Origin of the sequence: Schaalia dentiphila ATCC 17982 (assembly GCF_000154225.1) — a bacterium.
GTDB classification, from domain to species: Bacteria; Actinomycetota; Actinomycetes; order Actinomycetales; family Actinomycetaceae; genus Pauljensenia; species Pauljensenia dentiphila.
In genome coordinates, this window is sequence record NZ_DS264586.1 from 1,253,855 (window position 1) to 1,269,943 (window position 16,089).

Annotated in this window: 15 protein-coding genes and 3 tRNA genes; 16 read left to right on the plus strand and 2 right to left on the minus strand. The window is 66.0% G+C overall.

Going from position 1 to position 16,089, the window contains the following annotated elements:
- The first annotated feature begins 75 nt into the window (after positions 1 to 75).
- Positions 76 to 951 carry a zinc metalloprotease HtpX gene (gene htpX / locus ACTODO_RS05245; protein ID WP_003792253.1) on the plus strand — a complete coding sequence of 292 codons (876 nt, stop codon included), beginning with the start codon at positions 76 to 78 and terminating at the stop codon, positions 949 to 951.
- Positions 952 to 1,016: 65 nt separating this feature from the next.
- Here htpX and ACTODO_RS05250 read toward each other — a convergent pair whose 3' ends face one another.
- Complete coding sequence (locus tag ACTODO_RS05250) at positions 1,017 to 1,520, minus strand: YajQ family cyclic di-GMP-binding protein (RefSeq protein WP_003792254.1); 504 nt, start codon at positions 1,518 to 1,520, stop codon at positions 1,017 to 1,019.
- 98 nt (positions 1,521 to 1,618) lie between these two features.
- Here ACTODO_RS05250 and ACTODO_RS05255 point away from each other — a divergent pair.
- The 5 genes from ACTODO_RS05255 (at position 1,619) to ACTODO_RS05275 (ending at position 3,296) form a co-directional block, all read left to right on the plus strand.
- Positions 1,619 to 1,703 (plus strand) — tRNA-Tyr (locus ACTODO_RS05255).
- Positions 1,704 to 1,794: 91 nt separating this feature from the next.
- Positions 1,795 to 1,867, plus strand: a tRNA-Thr gene (locus ACTODO_RS05260).
- A 27-nt stretch (positions 1,868 to 1,894) separates the two neighbouring features.
- Positions 1,895 to 1,971 (plus strand) — tRNA-Met (locus ACTODO_RS05265).
- Positions 1,972 to 2,025: 54 nt separating this feature from the next.
- On the plus strand, positions 2,026 to 2,196 hold the full coding sequence (gene rpmG / locus ACTODO_RS05270; protein ID WP_003792256.1) for a 50S ribosomal protein L33: 171 nt from the start codon (positions 2,026 to 2,028) through the stop codon (positions 2,194 to 2,196).
- Between the two features lie 83 nt (positions 2,197 to 2,279).
- Positions 2,280 to 3,296, plus strand: coding sequence for a sialidase family protein (locus tag ACTODO_RS05275; protein ID WP_003792257.1), 1,017 nt, complete (start codon positions 2,280 to 2,282; stop codon positions 3,294 to 3,296).
- 58 nt (positions 3,297 to 3,354) lie between these two features.
- Here ACTODO_RS05275 and ACTODO_RS05280 read toward each other — a convergent pair whose 3' ends face one another.
- The gene (locus tag ACTODO_RS05280) at positions 3,355 to 4,014 is read right to left on the minus strand and encodes a FadR/GntR family transcriptional regulator (protein WP_081445777.1); all 660 of its coding nucleotides are present in this window, start codon (positions 4,012 to 4,014) and stop codon (positions 3,355 to 3,357) included.
- Between the two features lie 172 nt (positions 4,015 to 4,186).
- Here ACTODO_RS05280 and ACTODO_RS05285 point away from each other — a divergent pair, with 172 nt between their 5' ends.
- From ACTODO_RS05285 to ACTODO_RS05330, 10 genes are all read left to right on the plus strand, one after another.
- The gene (locus ACTODO_RS05285) at positions 4,187 to 5,761 is read left to right on the plus strand and encodes an ABC transporter substrate-binding protein (RefSeq protein ID WP_034512145.1); all 1,575 of its coding nucleotides are present in this window, start codon (positions 4,187 to 4,189) and stop codon (positions 5,759 to 5,761) included.
- Between the two features lie 117 nt (positions 5,762 to 5,878).
- Positions 5,879 to 6,832 carry an ABC transporter permease gene (locus ACTODO_RS05290; protein ID WP_034464742.1) on the plus strand — a complete coding sequence of 318 codons (954 nt, stop codon included), beginning with the start codon at positions 5,879 to 5,881 and terminating at the stop codon, positions 6,830 to 6,832.
- Between the two features lie 3 nt (positions 6,833 to 6,835).
- Entirely contained in the window at positions 6,836 to 8,884 is a 2,049-nt protein-coding gene (locus ACTODO_RS05295) for a dipeptide/oligopeptide/nickel ABC transporter permease/ATP-binding protein (protein WP_003792261.1), read from the plus strand.
- Positions 8,881 to 9,699, plus strand: coding sequence for an ABC transporter ATP-binding protein (locus tag ACTODO_RS05300; protein ID WP_003792262.1), 819 nt, complete (start codon positions 8,881 to 8,883; stop codon positions 9,697 to 9,699). The genes ACTODO_RS05295 and ACTODO_RS05300 overlap by 4 nt, the downstream gene beginning before the upstream one ends.
- Positions 9,700 to 9,701: 2 nt before the next feature.
- Positions 9,702 to 10,619, plus strand: a complete 918-nt coding sequence (locus tag ACTODO_RS05305) for a dihydrodipicolinate synthase family protein (RefSeq protein WP_003792264.1) — start codon at positions 9,702 to 9,704, stop codon at positions 10,617 to 10,619.
- Between the two features lie 107 nt (positions 10,620 to 10,726).
- The gene (locus ACTODO_RS05310; RefSeq protein ID WP_003792265.1) at positions 10,727 to 11,647 is read left to right on the plus strand and encodes an ROK family protein; all 921 of its coding nucleotides are present in this window, start codon (positions 10,727 to 10,729) and stop codon (positions 11,645 to 11,647) included.
- Positions 11,648 to 11,656: 9 nt separating this feature from the next.
- Positions 11,657 to 12,331, plus strand: a complete 675-nt coding sequence (locus ACTODO_RS05315; RefSeq protein WP_003792266.1) for an N-acetylmannosamine-6-phosphate 2-epimerase — start codon at positions 11,657 to 11,659, stop codon at positions 12,329 to 12,331.
- Between the two features lie 92 nt (positions 12,332 to 12,423).
- Positions 12,424 to 13,665 (plus strand): MFS transporter, encoded by a 1,242-nt coding sequence (locus ACTODO_RS05320; protein ID WP_003792267.1) that lies wholly within the window; start codon positions 12,424 to 12,426, stop codon positions 13,663 to 13,665.
- A gap of 120 nt (positions 13,666 to 13,785) precedes the next feature.
- Positions 13,786 to 14,775, plus strand: a complete 990-nt coding sequence (locus ACTODO_RS05325) for an NADP-dependent oxidoreductase (protein ID WP_003792268.1) — start codon at positions 13,786 to 13,788, stop codon at positions 14,773 to 14,775.
- Between the two features lie 57 nt (positions 14,776 to 14,832).
- Positions 14,833 to 15,921: a UDP-N-acetylmuramate dehydrogenase gene (locus ACTODO_RS05330; protein WP_003792269.1), complete on the plus strand. Its 1,089-nt coding sequence runs from the start codon at positions 14,833 to 14,835 to the stop codon at positions 15,919 to 15,921.
- The last annotated feature ends 168 nt before the right edge of the window (positions 15,922 to 16,089 follow it).

The following is a 16,089-nucleotide window of genomic DNA, read 5'->3' on the forward strand; positions in this document are numbered from 1 at the left end:
GCAGATGGTTGTTTCCCATTGGAGCTTCGGCTGGTTCTCAGCAGCTTCTCAGGTAATCCCCATAGGATCGCCTGTATGGTGCACCGCAACTATCACAACGGTCTGAAGACGACGCTCCTGCTGGGAGGCATGTGGGCGCTGTTGCTCGCTATTGGTGCGATGATCGCCGCAGGTACGGGGCGTGCCGTGTGGTTGTTTGTGTTCGCGGGCATTGGGCTCGTCCAGACGGCTTATTCGTATTGGAATTCTGCGACGATCGCGCTCCGTTCTATGGGTGCATACCGGGTGAGCGAGGTGCAGTACCCGCAGCTGTACGCGATCGTTCGTGAGCTGGCGGCGCGCGCACAGCAGCCGATGCCGTCGATCTGGGTGGCGCCGTCGCTGACGCCGAATGCCTTTGCGACGGGGCGTAACCCGAACAATGCGGCGGTGTGCTGCACGGAGGGCATCCTGGCTATTCTCAATGAGCGTGAGCTGCGCGGAGTGCTGGGGCACGAGCTGATGCATGTCTATAACCGCGACATTCTGACGACGTCCGTTGCTGCGGCGATGGGCGGTCTGATCACGTCGATCGCGCAGGGACTGCTCTTCTTCGGAGGGGGGAACCGTCGAGAGGGCGGGGGAGTGGGCTTCCTTGGCCTCCTTGCGATGAGCATCATGGCACCTTTTGTGTCGATGCTTATCCAGTTCTCGCTGTCGCGTACGCGTGAGTTCGATGCTGACGAGGATGGCGCGATGTTGACGCAGGATCCGCTGGCTCTGGCGTCGGCGCTGCGCAAGCTGGAGATGGCAACGGACCGGCGTCCGATGGAAGACACCCCGCGCACGCGCAACGTGGCCGCGATGATGATCGCGAACCCCTTCCGCGGGCAGTCTGTTATGCGCCTGTTTTCAACGCACCCGCCGATGGAGCAGCGCATTGCGCGACTGGAGAAGATTGCGGGCTATTAAGCCTTGTTAACGCGGTGGCGGGCGGCCGGAATCAACCGGCCGCCCGCCACCGTATGACGCTTTGCTCAGCGGTAGTTCACGAACTGGAGGGCGACGTCCAGCTCCTCGCCCTTGGGGCCCTTCAGGAGAGCGATGACGGCCTGCAGGTCGTCGCGTGACTTCGAAGAAACGCGAAGTTCGTCACCCTGGATCTGTGCCTTGACGCCTTTGGGGCCTTCCTCACGGATGAGCTTGGAGATCTTCTTGGCGGTGTCCTGGGGAATGCCTTCCTTGAGGGGACAGGCGAGCTTGAAGAGCTTGCCGGAGGCCTTGGGTTCGCGGTCCTTGTAGTCCAGGACCTTGAGGGACAGGCCGCGACGGATCAGCTTGGACTGGAGGACATCGAGGATTGCCATGACGCGGGAGGCGGAGTTCGCCTCCATTGCAATCGTGTCGCCGCTGAGGGTGATGGCAGCGTCGACGCCACGGAAGTCGTAGCGGTTGGCGATCTCCTTGGCGGTCTGGTTGACGGCGTTGTCGACCTCCTGACGGTCGAGCTTGGAGACAACGTCGAAGGAGGAGTCTGCCATGGGTGCACCTTTCGTTGGAATTTAGCCAATCGTTGTTCCGATTGGCGCTCGGGATCATTTTAATGCTATTCTTTCACGGCACCGCGAGAGCGGCGCACGGCAGGTTACCAAAGCGGCCAAATGGATCTGACTGTAAATCAGACGCTTCGTGCTTCGGGGGTTCGAATCCCTCACCTGCCACCACTCGCTGGTCCCAGTGAGTAACGCCTGTGATGTCATTCTCAGGCTCCGGGATTGCTTCGGCGGTCGGAGATGAGATAGGCTTTCCGGCGTTGCCCCGATAGCTCAGTAGGCAGAGCGTCTCCATGGTAAGGAGAAGGTCAAGGGTTCGATTCCCTTTCGGGGCTCCGGTCGCGGATTCGTCCGCTTCCGGCGGCGGGGTAGCTCAGCTGGTCAGAGCGCACGACTCATAATCGTGAGGTCGCGGGTTCGAGCCCCGCCCCCGCTACCAATTCTTTGATCCGACAGGTCGCGTGAGCGACGAAACTAAGCGAGGGAAACAACCGTGGCAAGCAAGTCCCAGGACGTTCGCCCCAAGATCACTCTGGCCTGCTCGGAGTGCAAGGAGCGCAACTACATCACCAAGAAGAACCGTCGTAACACGCCGGATCGTCTCGAGCTGGCGAAGTACTGCCCGCGCTGCCACAAGTCGACGGCGCACCGCGAGACCCGCTGACGGCTTCCGTCTCAAAGCCCCGAGGAACACTGGTTCCCCGGGGTTCTTTGTATCAGGGCGGGCGTCTCGATTATCCTGCATATATGACTGACTCTGTCGACTTCTGTTGCATCGTCGCTCCGAAGGGCGCGGGCGAGGCGCGCATCCCCGGCCTCGTGACGCTCGCGGATGAGCGCACCGTCCTGTTCTTTGACGAGCGGCCGGCCCCGACCTCGGGCACGGGATCTGACTTCAACGGGCTGACGATGGCCTCGGATCTACCGAATCCGAACCGTATCCTGTGGATGGAACGCGAGGGCTCGGGACGGTGGAGTGAGTCGCACCCGCTTCCCGCCGGCGGCCCGCCCGTCTCTTCGGATGCGTGTGTCGGCGTGGACGGCGACGGGCTCATGCATCTGGCGTTCGCGTCGACGGATGGGCGCGTGGGCTACATGGACTCGCGTGCGGATGGCGAGCGACTGCGCGCCTGGTGGGCGTGGGGGAGTGGCCCAGGAGACTTCGCCTATGTGGACATGACGGACGAGCTCTATGAGCTCACGGGCGCCGACGCGCTGTTTGCGACGTCTGGCGGCACGGTCGCGCTTGACGGGGCTGTGGCTCTCCCCTACGTCGTGCGCGTGGGGGATGAGACGCACGTGCGCGTCGCGTACGCCCGCGCGGGTCGCCTCGTCGGTGCGGCGGACCCGCTTGTTGGCGACGGGGGAGTGCTCCTCGACGAGACGACGCTCGGCGTGTGGGACGGTCGCCTCGTCGCGAACTGCCGTATCCAAGGTTTTGAAGGCAGGGGCTCGGGTGCCCGCTGCCTCGCGTGGGGCGATGGGCGCACCTGGGAGGGCGCGTGCCTCTGGGAGCTGGAGGACCCCGGCTGCAACGCCCGCATGATCGGGGATCTGTTCGTGCATCCCGGACGCCGCGACGCCCGTGCGGGTGGCGAGATCCTGCGCCTCACCCCGCCGTGGGAGGGTGAAGTGCGCGCCGAGGTGGTCTCCTCCTTGGGCGATGGCACGTTCGGATACAGCGACGTGACCTTCGTCGGGGACGAGGCCGTGGTGGTCTTCGAGCGCGACCGCGGCCTGTGGGAGGCTACCGTTCGTCGCTAAGTGGATACAGAAAACCCGGTGCGCGTGCCCCCACAACGCTCCGGGTTTTCTGTGCGCTCTAGCGACCTTCGATGATCGCGAGGAGCGGGGCGTAGTGCGCCTCGACGGCGGCGGTGTATGCCTCGAGGTCGCCGGCCTCGCAGGCTCGCAGGATAGCTGCGTGGGCCTCGGCGGTGTCTTCCATTTCCTGGCGCGACGCTGCGGCCAGCTGAGGAGTCACGCTCTGATGGACGAGCCACATGGCGGCCACCAGCTGGTGCATGAGTTCGTTCTCGACGTAGGCGAGGAGGCCGGAATGGAACGCGATGTCCTGCTCCAGGTAGGTCGAACCCGAGTGTGCGTACTCGGTCATCGCCTCGACGAGTTCCCACAGGTGCGGGTTCGTCGTGCCCTTCATGGCCCGGGTGAGTGGGACCGCGATCCCGAGGTCGAGGGCCTGGCGCGTGTCGATGATCGCGTGCAGGGACTGCGCGCCGTTGATCTCGTCGAGGGCGGCGCGCAGGACGAGGGTTTCGACGAGCGGCTGCATCGACATCTCGCCGACGTAAGACCCCGAACCCTGACGGACCGTCACGATATCGAGGGCCTGGAGACGTCGGAGAGCTTCTCGCACGGACGAGCGCGAAACGCCAAGGTCGGCGCATAGTGCCGATTCTGTCGGGAGGCGATCGCCCGGATGTAATCCATGTCGCAGAATATAGGACTTGATCGCATCCATTGTTACCGAGGATCTTGAGTCAATCTGTGTCGGTACGGGTCGTTTATTGCTGGTTCCTGGGGGCGATTGTGGTGATATCGCTTGCGCTAATTTGTCAGACAACATAGAGTTAGTATAGCGAGCGGAACAACAGAACCGCACGTCCCAATTCTCGAAGATGAGGAGCGAGAACATGCGAATGCGCAAACACTTCGCAACCGGCGCTGCACTGACCGCAGCTGCCGCCATGATCCTGACCGCGTGCGGCGGCGGATCGTCCACCAGCACCACGTCGACCGACGGCGGCTCGAAGGCTTCCGACGGACCGAAGGGTACGATCACCGCCGGTGTCGCCTACGAGACCACCGATTACGGCCCGATCACCACCTCGGCTCTCGGCATGGGTGCGAACTGGCAGGTCCTCGAGGGCCTGTACCGTTTCAACATGGCCGACTACTCCGTCAGTCCCGCGCTGGCCGCCGGTGACCCGGAGAAGATCTCCGACACCGAGTACGAGGTGAAGCTGCGCGACGGCGCGAAGTTCTCCGACGGCACCCCCGTGACCGCCGCCGACTTCGTGGCCTCCTACGAGCGCGCGACCTCCGAGAAGTCGATCTACCGTCAGTTCTTCACCTTCGTCGACTCCGTCGAAGCCAAGGACGACAACACCATCACGATCAAGCTCAAGCACCCCTTCGCCAACCTGAAGGAGCGTTTCGTTAACGTCCGCGTTGTCCCCGCGTCGATGGACGAAGACTCGCTCAAGGCGAAGCCGATCGGCACCGGCCCCTACAAGTACGAGAACATCACGGCGACCGAGATCACCGCTGTTCCGAACGAGAACTACACCGGCAACGAGCCCGCGAAGGTCGCCACCCTCAAGTGGCAGTCCCTCAAGGATGACTCCGCCCGCCTCGCCGCCGCCATCGGTGGCACCGTCGACATCATGGAAGCCGTTCCCGCCTCCGCGCAGGATCAGCTCAAGGGCGCTGGCTGGAACGTTGAGTCCAAGCCCGGCTACGGCAACCCCTTCCTGATGTTCAACACGCAGAAGGCTCCCTTCGACAAGCCCGAGGTTCGCCGCGCGATCGTCAAGGCCGTCGATAAGCAGAAGCTGATCAGCTCCTCGCTCGAGGGCCAGGCCGTTGAAGCTACCTCCTTCCTGCCCGAGGCGAACCCTGCCTACAAGAAGCCCTCGACCGATCTGTCCTACGACAAGGACGCCGCCGCCAAGCTCCTGAGCGACGCTGGCGTCTCCGGCCTCGAGGTGAACCTGGTGTCGACGGACCACCCGTGGGTCCTCTCGCTGGTTCCCCAGATCAAGTCCGACCTGGAGGCCCTGGGTCTGAAGGTCAACCACACTCAGATGGCTTCGTCTGACCTCTACGCCAACGTCACCGACGTTGACAACCCCACCTACGACATCGTCCTGGCCCCCGGCGACCCCTCGGTCTTCGGCACCGACCCCGGCATCATCATCTCGTGGTGGAACGGCGACAACGTCTGGACCAAGAAGCGCGACGGCTGGCAGGCCTCGGACCCCGAGTCCTTCAACAAGCTGCAGTCCATCATGGACGAGGCCGTTCAGCTCGACGGTGACGCCGCCAAGGCCAAGTGGGGCGAGGCTCAGGATCTGCTCGCTGAGAAGACCGTGATCTTCCCGCTCGTGTTCCGCAACATGATCACCGGATCCAACCCCCAGAAGGTGGAAGGATTCCAGCCGATCTCCTCCACCGGCCTGCAGCTGCTCGGTGTGAGCGCTAAGTAAGTCCCCTCGAGGGACCACAAGAGAGGAGGGGTGGAGCCCCGCCCTGAGGCAGACGCCACAGTCGGGCGCCACCCCTCCTTTCCTATTGCCAAAATCCGTTGAAATGGAGGTCTAGCAGTGAATAACCTTCTGCGACTCATCGGACGACGTTTGGTAGCCCTGCCGATCATGGTGGTCGGCGTGTCCTTCCTCGTCTTCTTCATTATGTCGCTGTCTCCCATTGACCCGGCCTACTCGGCACTGGGTGAGACCGCGACCCCCGAAGCTCTCGAAGAGTACCGTGTGCAGCATGGTCTCAACGACCCCTTCTTCGTTCAGTACGGTCACTACCTGTGGAACATGCTCCACGGTGACCTCGGCACCTACGGCGTTGGCACGTCCAACCACGTGACCGATCTGGTTGCTCAGGCTCTTCCGATCACCCTGCAGCTCACCTTCCTCGGCCTGTTCTTCGCCGTCATCATCGCTTTCCCCCTCGGTGTTCTCGCCGCTCTGTACCGCGACCGCTGGCCCGACCAGGTCATCCGCGTGTTCTCGGTCATCGGCATTGGCACCCCGTCTTTCTGGCTGGCAGCGCTGCTGGTCCTGGGATTTGTTCAGAAGCTTCCGGTCTCCGGCCCGCTGCCCGCGTTCAGCGAGGATCCGAGCGGCTGGTTCCTGCGAATGCTCCTTCCAGCTATCGCCCTGGCGGTTCCCGTCATCGGTCAGATGACGCGAGTCGTGCGTACCTCAATGGTTGAGGAACTGGATCGCGATTACGTCCGCACCGCGGTTGGCGCCGGTATCCCCAAGCGCATCGTCGTGGCCCGCAACGTGCTGCGTAACGCGCTCATCACGCCCGTGACCGTCCTCGGTCTGCGCATCGGCTACCTGATGGGTGGTGCGGTCGTCATCGAAATTATCTTCTCCATCGATGGAATGGGTAAGGCGGTCCTGCTCAAGGGCATCCAGGAAAACTGGGTCACCCTGGTGCAGGGTGGCGCGCTCGTCGTCGCGATCGCGTTCATCGTCGTCAACATCATCGTTGACATGCTCTACCTGCTCATCAATCCGCGTATTAGGTCGGTGTGAGGCATGAATCAGAAAGAAAAGCTCGGCAAGGTCACCGCGAAGGGCGCACGTTTCTCGCGCATCAGTGCGATGTCCACCGGATCGAAGATTGCGATGGGCCTCCTTGCCCTCATCGTCCTCGTCTCGATCCTGGCGCCCTACGTTTCTCCCTACGGTCCCGATGACATCTTCGACAAGTGGAGCGCCCCTTCCGGTGAGCACCTGTTCGGAACCGACCACGTCGGCCGTGACATCTTCGCTCGCGTCCTGTTCGGCGGACGTTTCTCGCTGATGATCGGTCTGTGCTCGACCCTGATCGCCCTCTTCTTCGGCGCGATCATCGGCTCGATCGCAGCGGTCGTGCGCAAGTCCTTCTCCGAAGCGATCATGCGCGTCATGGACATCGTGATGGCGGTGCCCGGTATCGCCATGGCGGCTGTCTCCGTCCTGGTCTTCGGGCGCACGCTGTCCAAGTCCGGCAACACCTTCGGCCTGGTCATCGTTATCATCTGCTCGATTGCCTTCGTCTACATCCCGCAGCTGTCGCGCATCGTTCGCGCGAACGTCATGGCCGCCTACGGTGAGGACTACGTCCGCGCGGTGATCGTCTCCGGCGCCCGCGCTCCGTGGATCCTCACCAAGCACGTCATGCGCAACACGGCCGCCCCGGTGCTCGTGTTCGCGACCGTCCTCGTCGCCGACGCGATCATCCTCGAGGCCTCCCTGACCTTCATCGGTTCGGGCCTCCAGGCGACCACCGTAGCCACGTGGGGCAACGTCCTGTCCGAGGCCTCGTCGAACCTGTCGGTTCTGCTGGGCAAGTGGTGGACCGCGTTCTTCCCGGGCCTGTTCATCATGATCACGGTCCTGTGCCTCAACATTCTGTCTGAGGGCATCACCGACGCCATGGTGGCGGCTCCCGCGTCTGCGGCGGTCGCTCAGGTCGACAAGGATACCGACCGCGAGGCCGACAAGCTCCTCCTCGACCCGCGCCGCGCCTACGCCGAGCAGGCCGAGTCCCTGCAGGCCCGCCTCGACGACCTTGAGTCCGTCGAAGGCAAGCGCACCGACCGCTTCGAGGCGCACCTGGAGAAGACCCCGCTGCTCGAGGTCAACGACCTGTGCATCAAGTTCGAGCGTCACGGCGACGTCAACGTCGTCGACCACGTGTCCTTCAAGGTCCGCCCCGGCGAGACTATGGGCCTCGTGGGCGAGTCCGGCTGCGGCAAGTCGATCACGGCCCTGACCATCATGGGCCTCATCGACCCCAAGGCGCAGATCACGGGCGAAATCCTCTACCAGGGTGAGAACCTGCTCGAGAAGTCGGCCGAGGAGCGCCGCGCGCTGCTCGGTCACGAGATGGCCATGATCTACCAGGACGCCCTCTCGTCCCTGAACCCCGCCATGCTGATCAAGGCTCAGATGAAGCAGCTGACCAGCCGCGGTGGTACCCGCAGCGCCGAGGAGCTCCTCGAGCTCGTGGGCCTGGATCCCAAGCGCGCCCTCGAGTCCTACCCGCACGAGCTCTCGGGCGGCCAGCGTCAGCGTGTTCTCATCGCCATGGCCCTGACCCGCGACCCGAAGCTCATCATTGCGGACGAGCCGACCACCGCTCTGGACGTGACCGTCCAGAAGCAGGTCATCGCACTGCTCAACGAGCTGCGCGAGAAGCTCGGCTTCGCCATGATCTTCGTGTCCCACGACCTGGCGCTCGTCGCCGAGGTGGCACACCACATCACCGTCATGTACGCCGGCCAGGTCATTGAGCAGGCCCCCACCAAGGAACTGCTCACGCACCCGACCCACGAGTACACGCGCGGCCTGCTGGGCGCCGTCCTCTCGATCGAGTCCGGCTCCGGCCGACTCCACCAGGTGCCCGGCACCGTGCCCTCGCCTCGCGACTTCCCGAAGGGCGATCGTTTCGCCCCCAGGTCCTCGCACCCCGATTACGGACTGGACATCCGCCCGGTCCTCACCGAGGTCGGCCCCGAGCACGTGTACGCGGCTCTCCCGCCCCGCGACGAGGCTGATGGCTTCGCGCAGGAAATGAACGGTCAGGAGGAAACGCGATGAGCGACAACACCCCGATCATCGAACTGAAGGACGTCGAGGTGACCTTCACCTCGCGTACCGGCTCCCTGTTCAAGCCCAACAAGGTCTACGCGGTGCGTGGCGTCAACATGCGCATCGAGCGCGGACAGATGCTGGGCATCGTCGGCGAGTCCGGCTGTGGCAAGTCCACGACCGCGAACGTCATGTGTGGCCTGCAGATGCCGACCGCCGGCCAGGTGTTCTTCAACGGTAAGGAGGTCACGAAGCGTAGCGCCGCCGCCCGCCGGGAGATCGGTCGCGTCGTCTCCGTGGTCTTCCAGGACCCCGCGACTGCCCTGAACCCCCGTATGCACGTCCAGGATCAGCTCGCTGACCCGCTGCGCGTGCACGGCATCGGCGACGAGGCCTCGCGAGCCAAGCGCGTGCGCGAACTGATCTCGCTCGTTGGCCTTCCCTCGAGCGCGCTCGACGCGCTTCCTGGACAGCTCTCGGGTGGCCAGCGCCAGCGCGTGGCCATTGCCCGAGCCCTGTCCATCGGCCCGGATGCGATCATCGCAGACGAGCCCACCTCCGCACTTGACGTGTCGGTGCGAGCACAGATCCTGAACCTGCTCACGGACCTCAAGAAGGAACTGGGTCTGGCGATGGTCTTCATCTCGCACGACATCCAGACCGTGCGTTACGTGTCTGACCGGATCGCCGTGATGAACGGCGGCAAGGTCGTCGAAGAAGGGCCGGCCGCACAGCTGTTGTCCGACCCGGAGGACCCCTACACCCGCAAGCTCCTGGGCGCCGCGCCCTCGCTCTTGCATCCCAACCTCGAAGGAGAGAAGTAATTATGTCTTCGAACATCCGCGGCGTCGTGCCGCCCCTGGCCATTCCGCTCAAGGACGGCGAGCTCGACGTCCCTTCGCTCGAGCGTCACATCAACCGCCTGATCGAGGCCGGCCTCGACGGCCTGTTCGTGTCAGGCTCCACCGGTGAGGTCGCCTTCTCGACCGCCGAGCGCCGCGCCCAGATCCAGCGCGAAGCCGTGCGCATCGTCGACGGCCGCATCCCGCTCCTGGTCGGCGTCATCGACACCGAGACCGAGCGCGTCATCGAGAACATCAAGGCCGTGGAAGAGATCGGTGGCGCCACCGGCGTCGTCGCGACCGCCCCGTTCTACGCCCTCGGCGGCGAGACCGAGGTTGAGCGCCACTTCCGCCTCCTCAAGGAGAACACCAGCCTCGAGCTGTGGGCCTACGACATCCCCGTGTGCGTGCACACGAAGCTGTCGCCCGACCTGCTCATGCGCCTGGGCCGCGACGGTATCATCGACGGCGTCAAGGACTCCTCCGGCGACGACGTCGCGTTCCGCTGGCTGTGCCTGGCGAACGAGGCCGCCGGCCACCCGATGCAGCTGCTCACCGGCCACGAGGTCGTTGTTGACGGCGCCTACATGTCCGGCGCGGACGGCTCCGTGCCCGGCCTGGCCAACGTGGACCCCGAGGGCTACGTGCGCCAGTGGCAGGCCTATGAGCGTCGCGACTGGGAGGCCGTGCGCACCGAGCAGGACCGCCTCGCGGAGCTCATGCGCATCGTCCAGGTGAAGGGCGTGCAGGGCTTCGGTGCGGGCGTCGGCGCCTTCAAGGCCGCCCTGCACCTGCTCGGCGTCTTCGATTCGCCTGAGATGCCACGCCCGGTTGCCGCTATCGAGGGCGACAACATGGAGCATGTCGCGTCCGTGCTGCGCGCGGTTGACCTGCTCTCCTGATACGTCGACGAGGCCGGGGCAGTTCCGTTCCGCATATTGCGCGCCTTCGGGCGCGCGCCCCGGCCTCGTCGATTTTCTTATACCCCTGACTTTTCGTAAGGATCCTCATGACTACGCTCCTTGCCCTCGACATCGGTGGCACCAAGGTCGGGTGGGGCATCGTCGAGGCCGGTGACACCTACGAGGTCACCGAGCGTGGATCGATCCCCACCGACGCGATGCGCGGCGGAGTGGACGTGGCTGCTCGCATCTGCGACCTCGCTTCGTCCCTGGTCGCTTCTCACCCGCAGGTCGCGGGTGTCGCGGTCGCCAGCGCCGGCGTCGTCGACCCGTCGACCGGCGATATCATCTCCGCCACGGGCACGATGCCCGGTTGGGGAGGCACACCCCTGGGCGCTCTGCTTCAGGAGGCAACCGGCCTGAAGGTGTGCGTCCTCAACGACGTGCACGCGCACGGCCTGGGCGAGGCCACGCTCGGCGCCGGCCAGCCCTACCGCACCGTCCTGTCGATCGCCGTCGGCACCGGCATCGGTGGTGCCCTCGTCGAAGACCACCAGGTCTCCTTCGGGTCGCGCGGCATCGCCGGACACGTGGGCCACATCCACCACCACTTCGCCCCCGACATGACGTGCTCGTGCGGACGCAAGGGCCACATCGAGTCCTTCTGCTCCGGCTCGGGCATCACGGCCTGGTACGACTCGCTGCGCAGCGACTCCGACCCCGAGGTCGACGGTGGGCGCGCCCTGCAGGAGCTTGCCGAATCCGGCAACGCCCTGGCTGCCGCTTGCTTCTCCCGCTCCGCGTTCGCGCTCGGTGAGGCCACGGCCTCGTTGGTCAACTGCGTGGACCCGGCCGTCGTCATCCTGTCCGGGTCCATGACCCGCTCCGGGGACATCTGGTGGGACGCCCTGCGCGAAGGCTTCGCGGCCTCCGCGATGACGCCCGTCGCCGACACCCCCATCCTCGTTGGTTCCCTCGGTGGCGACGCGCCGCTGCTCGGAGCCGTTTCCTTCTTCCTGCACGCATAGGAGTTCACCATGCACCCGCTCATTGCAAACCTGAAGGGCAAGCTCATCGTCTCCGTCCAGGCGTACCCGGGCGAGCCCATGCGCCACCCCGAGACGATGGCGCAGATCGCCCGCGCCGCCGAGATCGGTGGCGCCGCTGCCATCCGCTGCCAGGGCCTGTCCGATATTTCCGCGATCAAGGGCCGCGTGGACGTGCCCGTGATCGGCCTGTGGAAGGAAGGCCACGAGGGCGTGTACATCACCCCCTCGCTGCGCCACGCCCGCGCCTGCGTCATGGCCGGCTCCGACATCGTCGCCCTGGACGCGACGGGTCGCCCGCGCCTCGACGGCCTGAGCTTTGCCGAGACCGTTGCGGCCCTGCGCGAGGACGGCACCCTCGTCATGGCTGACTGCGGTTCCTTCGAGGACGCCCAGCGCGCCGTCGACGCCGGCGTGGACATCGTGTCCACGACCCTGGCGGGCTACACGGGCGACCGCGTGAAGACCGACGGCCCCGACCTGGAGCTGCTGCGCGAGGTCGTCGCCGCGTTCCCGGACGTCCCCGTGATCTGCGAGGGCCGCGTCCACACGCCCGAGCAGGCCGCCGCCGCCATGGAGGCGGGCGCCTTCGCCGTCATCGTCGGCACCGCCATCACGCACCCCACGTCGATCACGACGTGGTTCAAGGCAGCCGTGGAAGGCTGATCCTGTCGCTGTTGCGACAGTGCGCGGGCGGGTGACCAACACCCGCCCGCGCACTTCGTTTTTCTCCCGGGAATGCGCGTATATTACCCAGCATGTCTGTCCCGTACTCTCGCGCTCACGCCGCCCTTCGCGCTACCGGCATCGTCTACGTGTGCCTCGGTTTTGGCACATCCGCGTGGCTCTCGCGCCTGCCCGACGTGCGCGATGACCTCGGGCTGACTCCTGCGACGATCGGCACGATGCTGCTCATCGCCTCCCTCGGCTCTCTGCTCACCCTGCCGACCTCCGGCCCGATCGTCACCAAGATCGGCGCGCGGGCCTCGGGCCGCATCGGCGTGCTCATCTGGGCTCTCGGCATTGTCTGCGCGGGGGTGGGGGCGCTCAACGTGTCGATCCCGCTGGCTACTCTTGGCCTCGTGCTCCTGGCCGCGGGTAACGGCCTGTGGGGCGCGACCATGAACATCGAGGCCGGCCTCGTGCAAGCCGCCGTGCGCCGCACCGTCGTTCCTATCATCCAGGCGATGTACGCGGTCGGCATGCTCGGTGGCGCCCTCCTCGGCGCGCTCGCCTCCCAGATGGGCCTGCCCCTCGGCGCCCACCTCTTCGGCCTGGCCGCGCTCGAGCTTCTCGCCTGCGGCACTGCCGTCGGCTTCTACCTGACGAAGGAAGAGGTCGCGGCCCTCGCGCCCGCTCAGGACAAGGGCGACGGGGGAGAGGCCTCGTCGAACAAGGCGAAGGGCCTCACGCGCGTCGCCTGGCGCGAGAAGCAGACCGTGCTCATCGCCCTCATGGTCATGAGCGCGGGCCTCATGGAGGGCGCGGCGAACGACTGGCTCAACCTGTCCATGGTCGACGGCTACGGATACTCGACGGCAGCGGCCTCCGCTGCTTTCGCGTTCTTCCTGCTCATGATGACGGTCGTGCGTTTCGCGTCCCCGCGTCTCGAGGCCTGCCTGGGATCGCCCATGCTGCTGCGGATCACCTTCTCCGGCGCGGTCGTCGGCCTGCTGCTCGTGGCCTTCGCGCCGCACCACCTGTTCGCGGTCGCGGGCATCGCGCTGTGGGGCATCGGGTCGGCCCTTGGCTTCCCGCTGGGCATTTCGGCGCTGTCCGTCGACCCCGTGATGACGCCCGCGCGCGTCTCGGTGCTGTCGACCGTGAACTACGGCGCGGCCCTCATCGGCCCGCCGCTCCTCGGCCTTATCGCCGACCACATCGGCTACCACCGTGCGCTGGCCTTCGTGGCCCTGCCGGTCCTCCTCGCGATTGTGCTCGCCGGGCAGGTGCCCGACCGCCGCGGGACGAAGCGCACGGACCTCGCCTTCGGCGACTAGGCAATCGGTGCCTCTGGCCTGTCTTTGAGCCTTCCGTCCGCGGCTGCGCGGGCGTATCCTGGTGTACGAGCGCGCTTGTGACGCGGCGCTCAGTCTCGCTGCGACGGAAGAAGGGGAATCATGGCGCGAATTATTGGATACCGTCGTTTCGGAGGCGTTGAGGTGCTCGAGGAAGGCTCGGTGTCACTCCCCGCGCCCGGAGAGGGGCAGGTGCTCGTCACAGTGCGGGCCGCCGGCATCAACCCTGTTGACTACAAGCTCTTCGGTGGATTGACGAGGCCCCTCGAGGTCCTCCGCACCATCGTTCACCCTGCCCGTTGGTTCGCTCGCGGGGCGGACCGGCCGCTGCGCGGCGTCGGGCAGGATTTCGCGGGCGTCGTGGCGGCCGTGGGCCCGGGCGTGAGCAACGTGGGGGTGGGCGACGAAGTCATCGGTCTCCTGCGCGCCGCCCCCTGGCAGGTGCGCGAATACGGTTCGCTCGCGACCCAACTCGTTATTTCGGCCGACAACGTCGTCCCCAAGCCCGCCTCCATGAACTTCGACGTCGCCGGAGGGCTGGGCGTTGCCGCGCAGACCGCGATGGGTGCGCTCCGCCGTGTGAGGGCGGAGGCGGGTGACGTTATCGTTGTCGCGGCAGCTGCCGGGGGTGTGGGAGGCCTCGTCACGCAGCTCGCTCGTGCCCGCGGGGCGAGCGTTATCGGTATCGCCGGTCCCTCTAACGCCGACTACCTGCGGTCCCTTGGCGCGATCCCCGTGGCCTATGGCGAGGGCCTGGAGCAACAAATCAAGGACGCGGCGCCCTCGCCCGTCACTGCCTTCATCGACTGCTTCGGCGGATACTCGTCGCTGGCCCATAGTCTCGGTGTGCCGGGAGAGCGCGTGGGGAGCCTCGTGCCGACGCCTGCGATCGCCCTGCGGCGCGCGCGCTTCACGGGCGGGCGCGACGGAAAGATCTCCGACATCGCGATGGTTGCGGGTCTCGTGGAACGCGGCACGGTGACCCTGACCATTGCGCGTACCTACCCGTTCGAAGTGGGGCAGGTACGCGCCGCGTACACGGAGCTCATGGGCGGTCACGTGCGAGGCAAGATCGTCATCACGATGGACTGAGCCCGTCGCGCTGCCGGGGTTAGGCCGAACGCGCGCTGTGCGACTAGGCTTAGGGGCATGACGACCCTTGCTGATCTGACGACCCTGCGCGTGGGCGGGCCCATCGCCGAGCACGTGCGTGTTTCTACGACCGACGCCCTGGTGGATGCCGTCGCCGCGGCCGACGCCGCCGGCAGCCCGCTCCTCGTCGTCGGCGGAGGGTCGAACCTCCTGGCGTCAGACGCCCCCTTTGAGGGTACGGTCGTCGATGTGCAGCCTTTCGATGAGGTTGCCTCCATCATCCACGAGGACCCTGCCGGCTCGGTCGTCGTGCGCACCGGCGCGGGCACGGTCTGGGACGCTTTCGTCTCCTGGACGTTGTCTGAGGGGCTCTGCGGCCTCGAGGCGCTCTCCGGCATCCCCGGGACCGTCGGTGCCTCCCCGGTGCAGAACGTGGGCGCCTACGGCCACGAGGTCTCCGAGACCATCGAGAGCGTCGAGGCCTACGACCGCCTGACGGGCATCGTCGTGCGCCTGCTGCCCACCGACCTCGGTTTCGCCTACCGCTCCTCGGCGATCAAGCGCAGCGTCGGCGAGCCCGGCCTGGGCGACCGCCCCTGGGGGCCGACTGGCCGCTGGGTGGTCCTGTCCGTGGACTTCCGCCTCGAGCGCTCGCCCCTGAGCGCCCCCGTCATGTACGCCGAGCTGGCGCGCCGCCTCGGCGTCGAGGCCGGGGAGCGCGCCGACGCGTCCCTGGTCCGCTCCACCGTCCTGGATCTGCGCAGCGGCAAGGGCATGGTCCTGGATGCGGAGGATCACGACACGTGGAGCGCCGGTTCCTTCTTCACGAACCCGATCCTGCCCGAGGCCGTGGCCGCCTCCCTGCCCGAGGACGCGCCTCGCTTTAGCGCGGGGGAGGGCCTCGTCAAGACGAGCGCCGCCTGGCTCATCGATCACGCGGGCTGTGGCAAGGGCTTCCACCTGCCCGAGGCCGGGGACCCGCCGCGCGCGTCCCTGTCCACCAAGCACGTGCTGGCCCTGACGAACCGCGGCGGTGCGACGGGCGCCGACATCGAGGCCCTGGCCCGCGCCGTGCGCGAGCGGGTCTTTGAGGCATTCGGCGTGACCCTGGTGCCCGAGCCGGTCACGGTCGGCATCAACTGGTAGCGGGTGCGCCTGAGGGACGCTTTGCCCGTAGGTAGTTGGGGAACGGTCGGTTCCGGCATCAGCCGTATCTGCGCTTTTCGAGTCGCCGCTACACGGATAGGTTGTCACGATGCGGATAGGTTATGCGCATCCGGATAGGTTAATAACCTATCCGCATCTTTATAACCT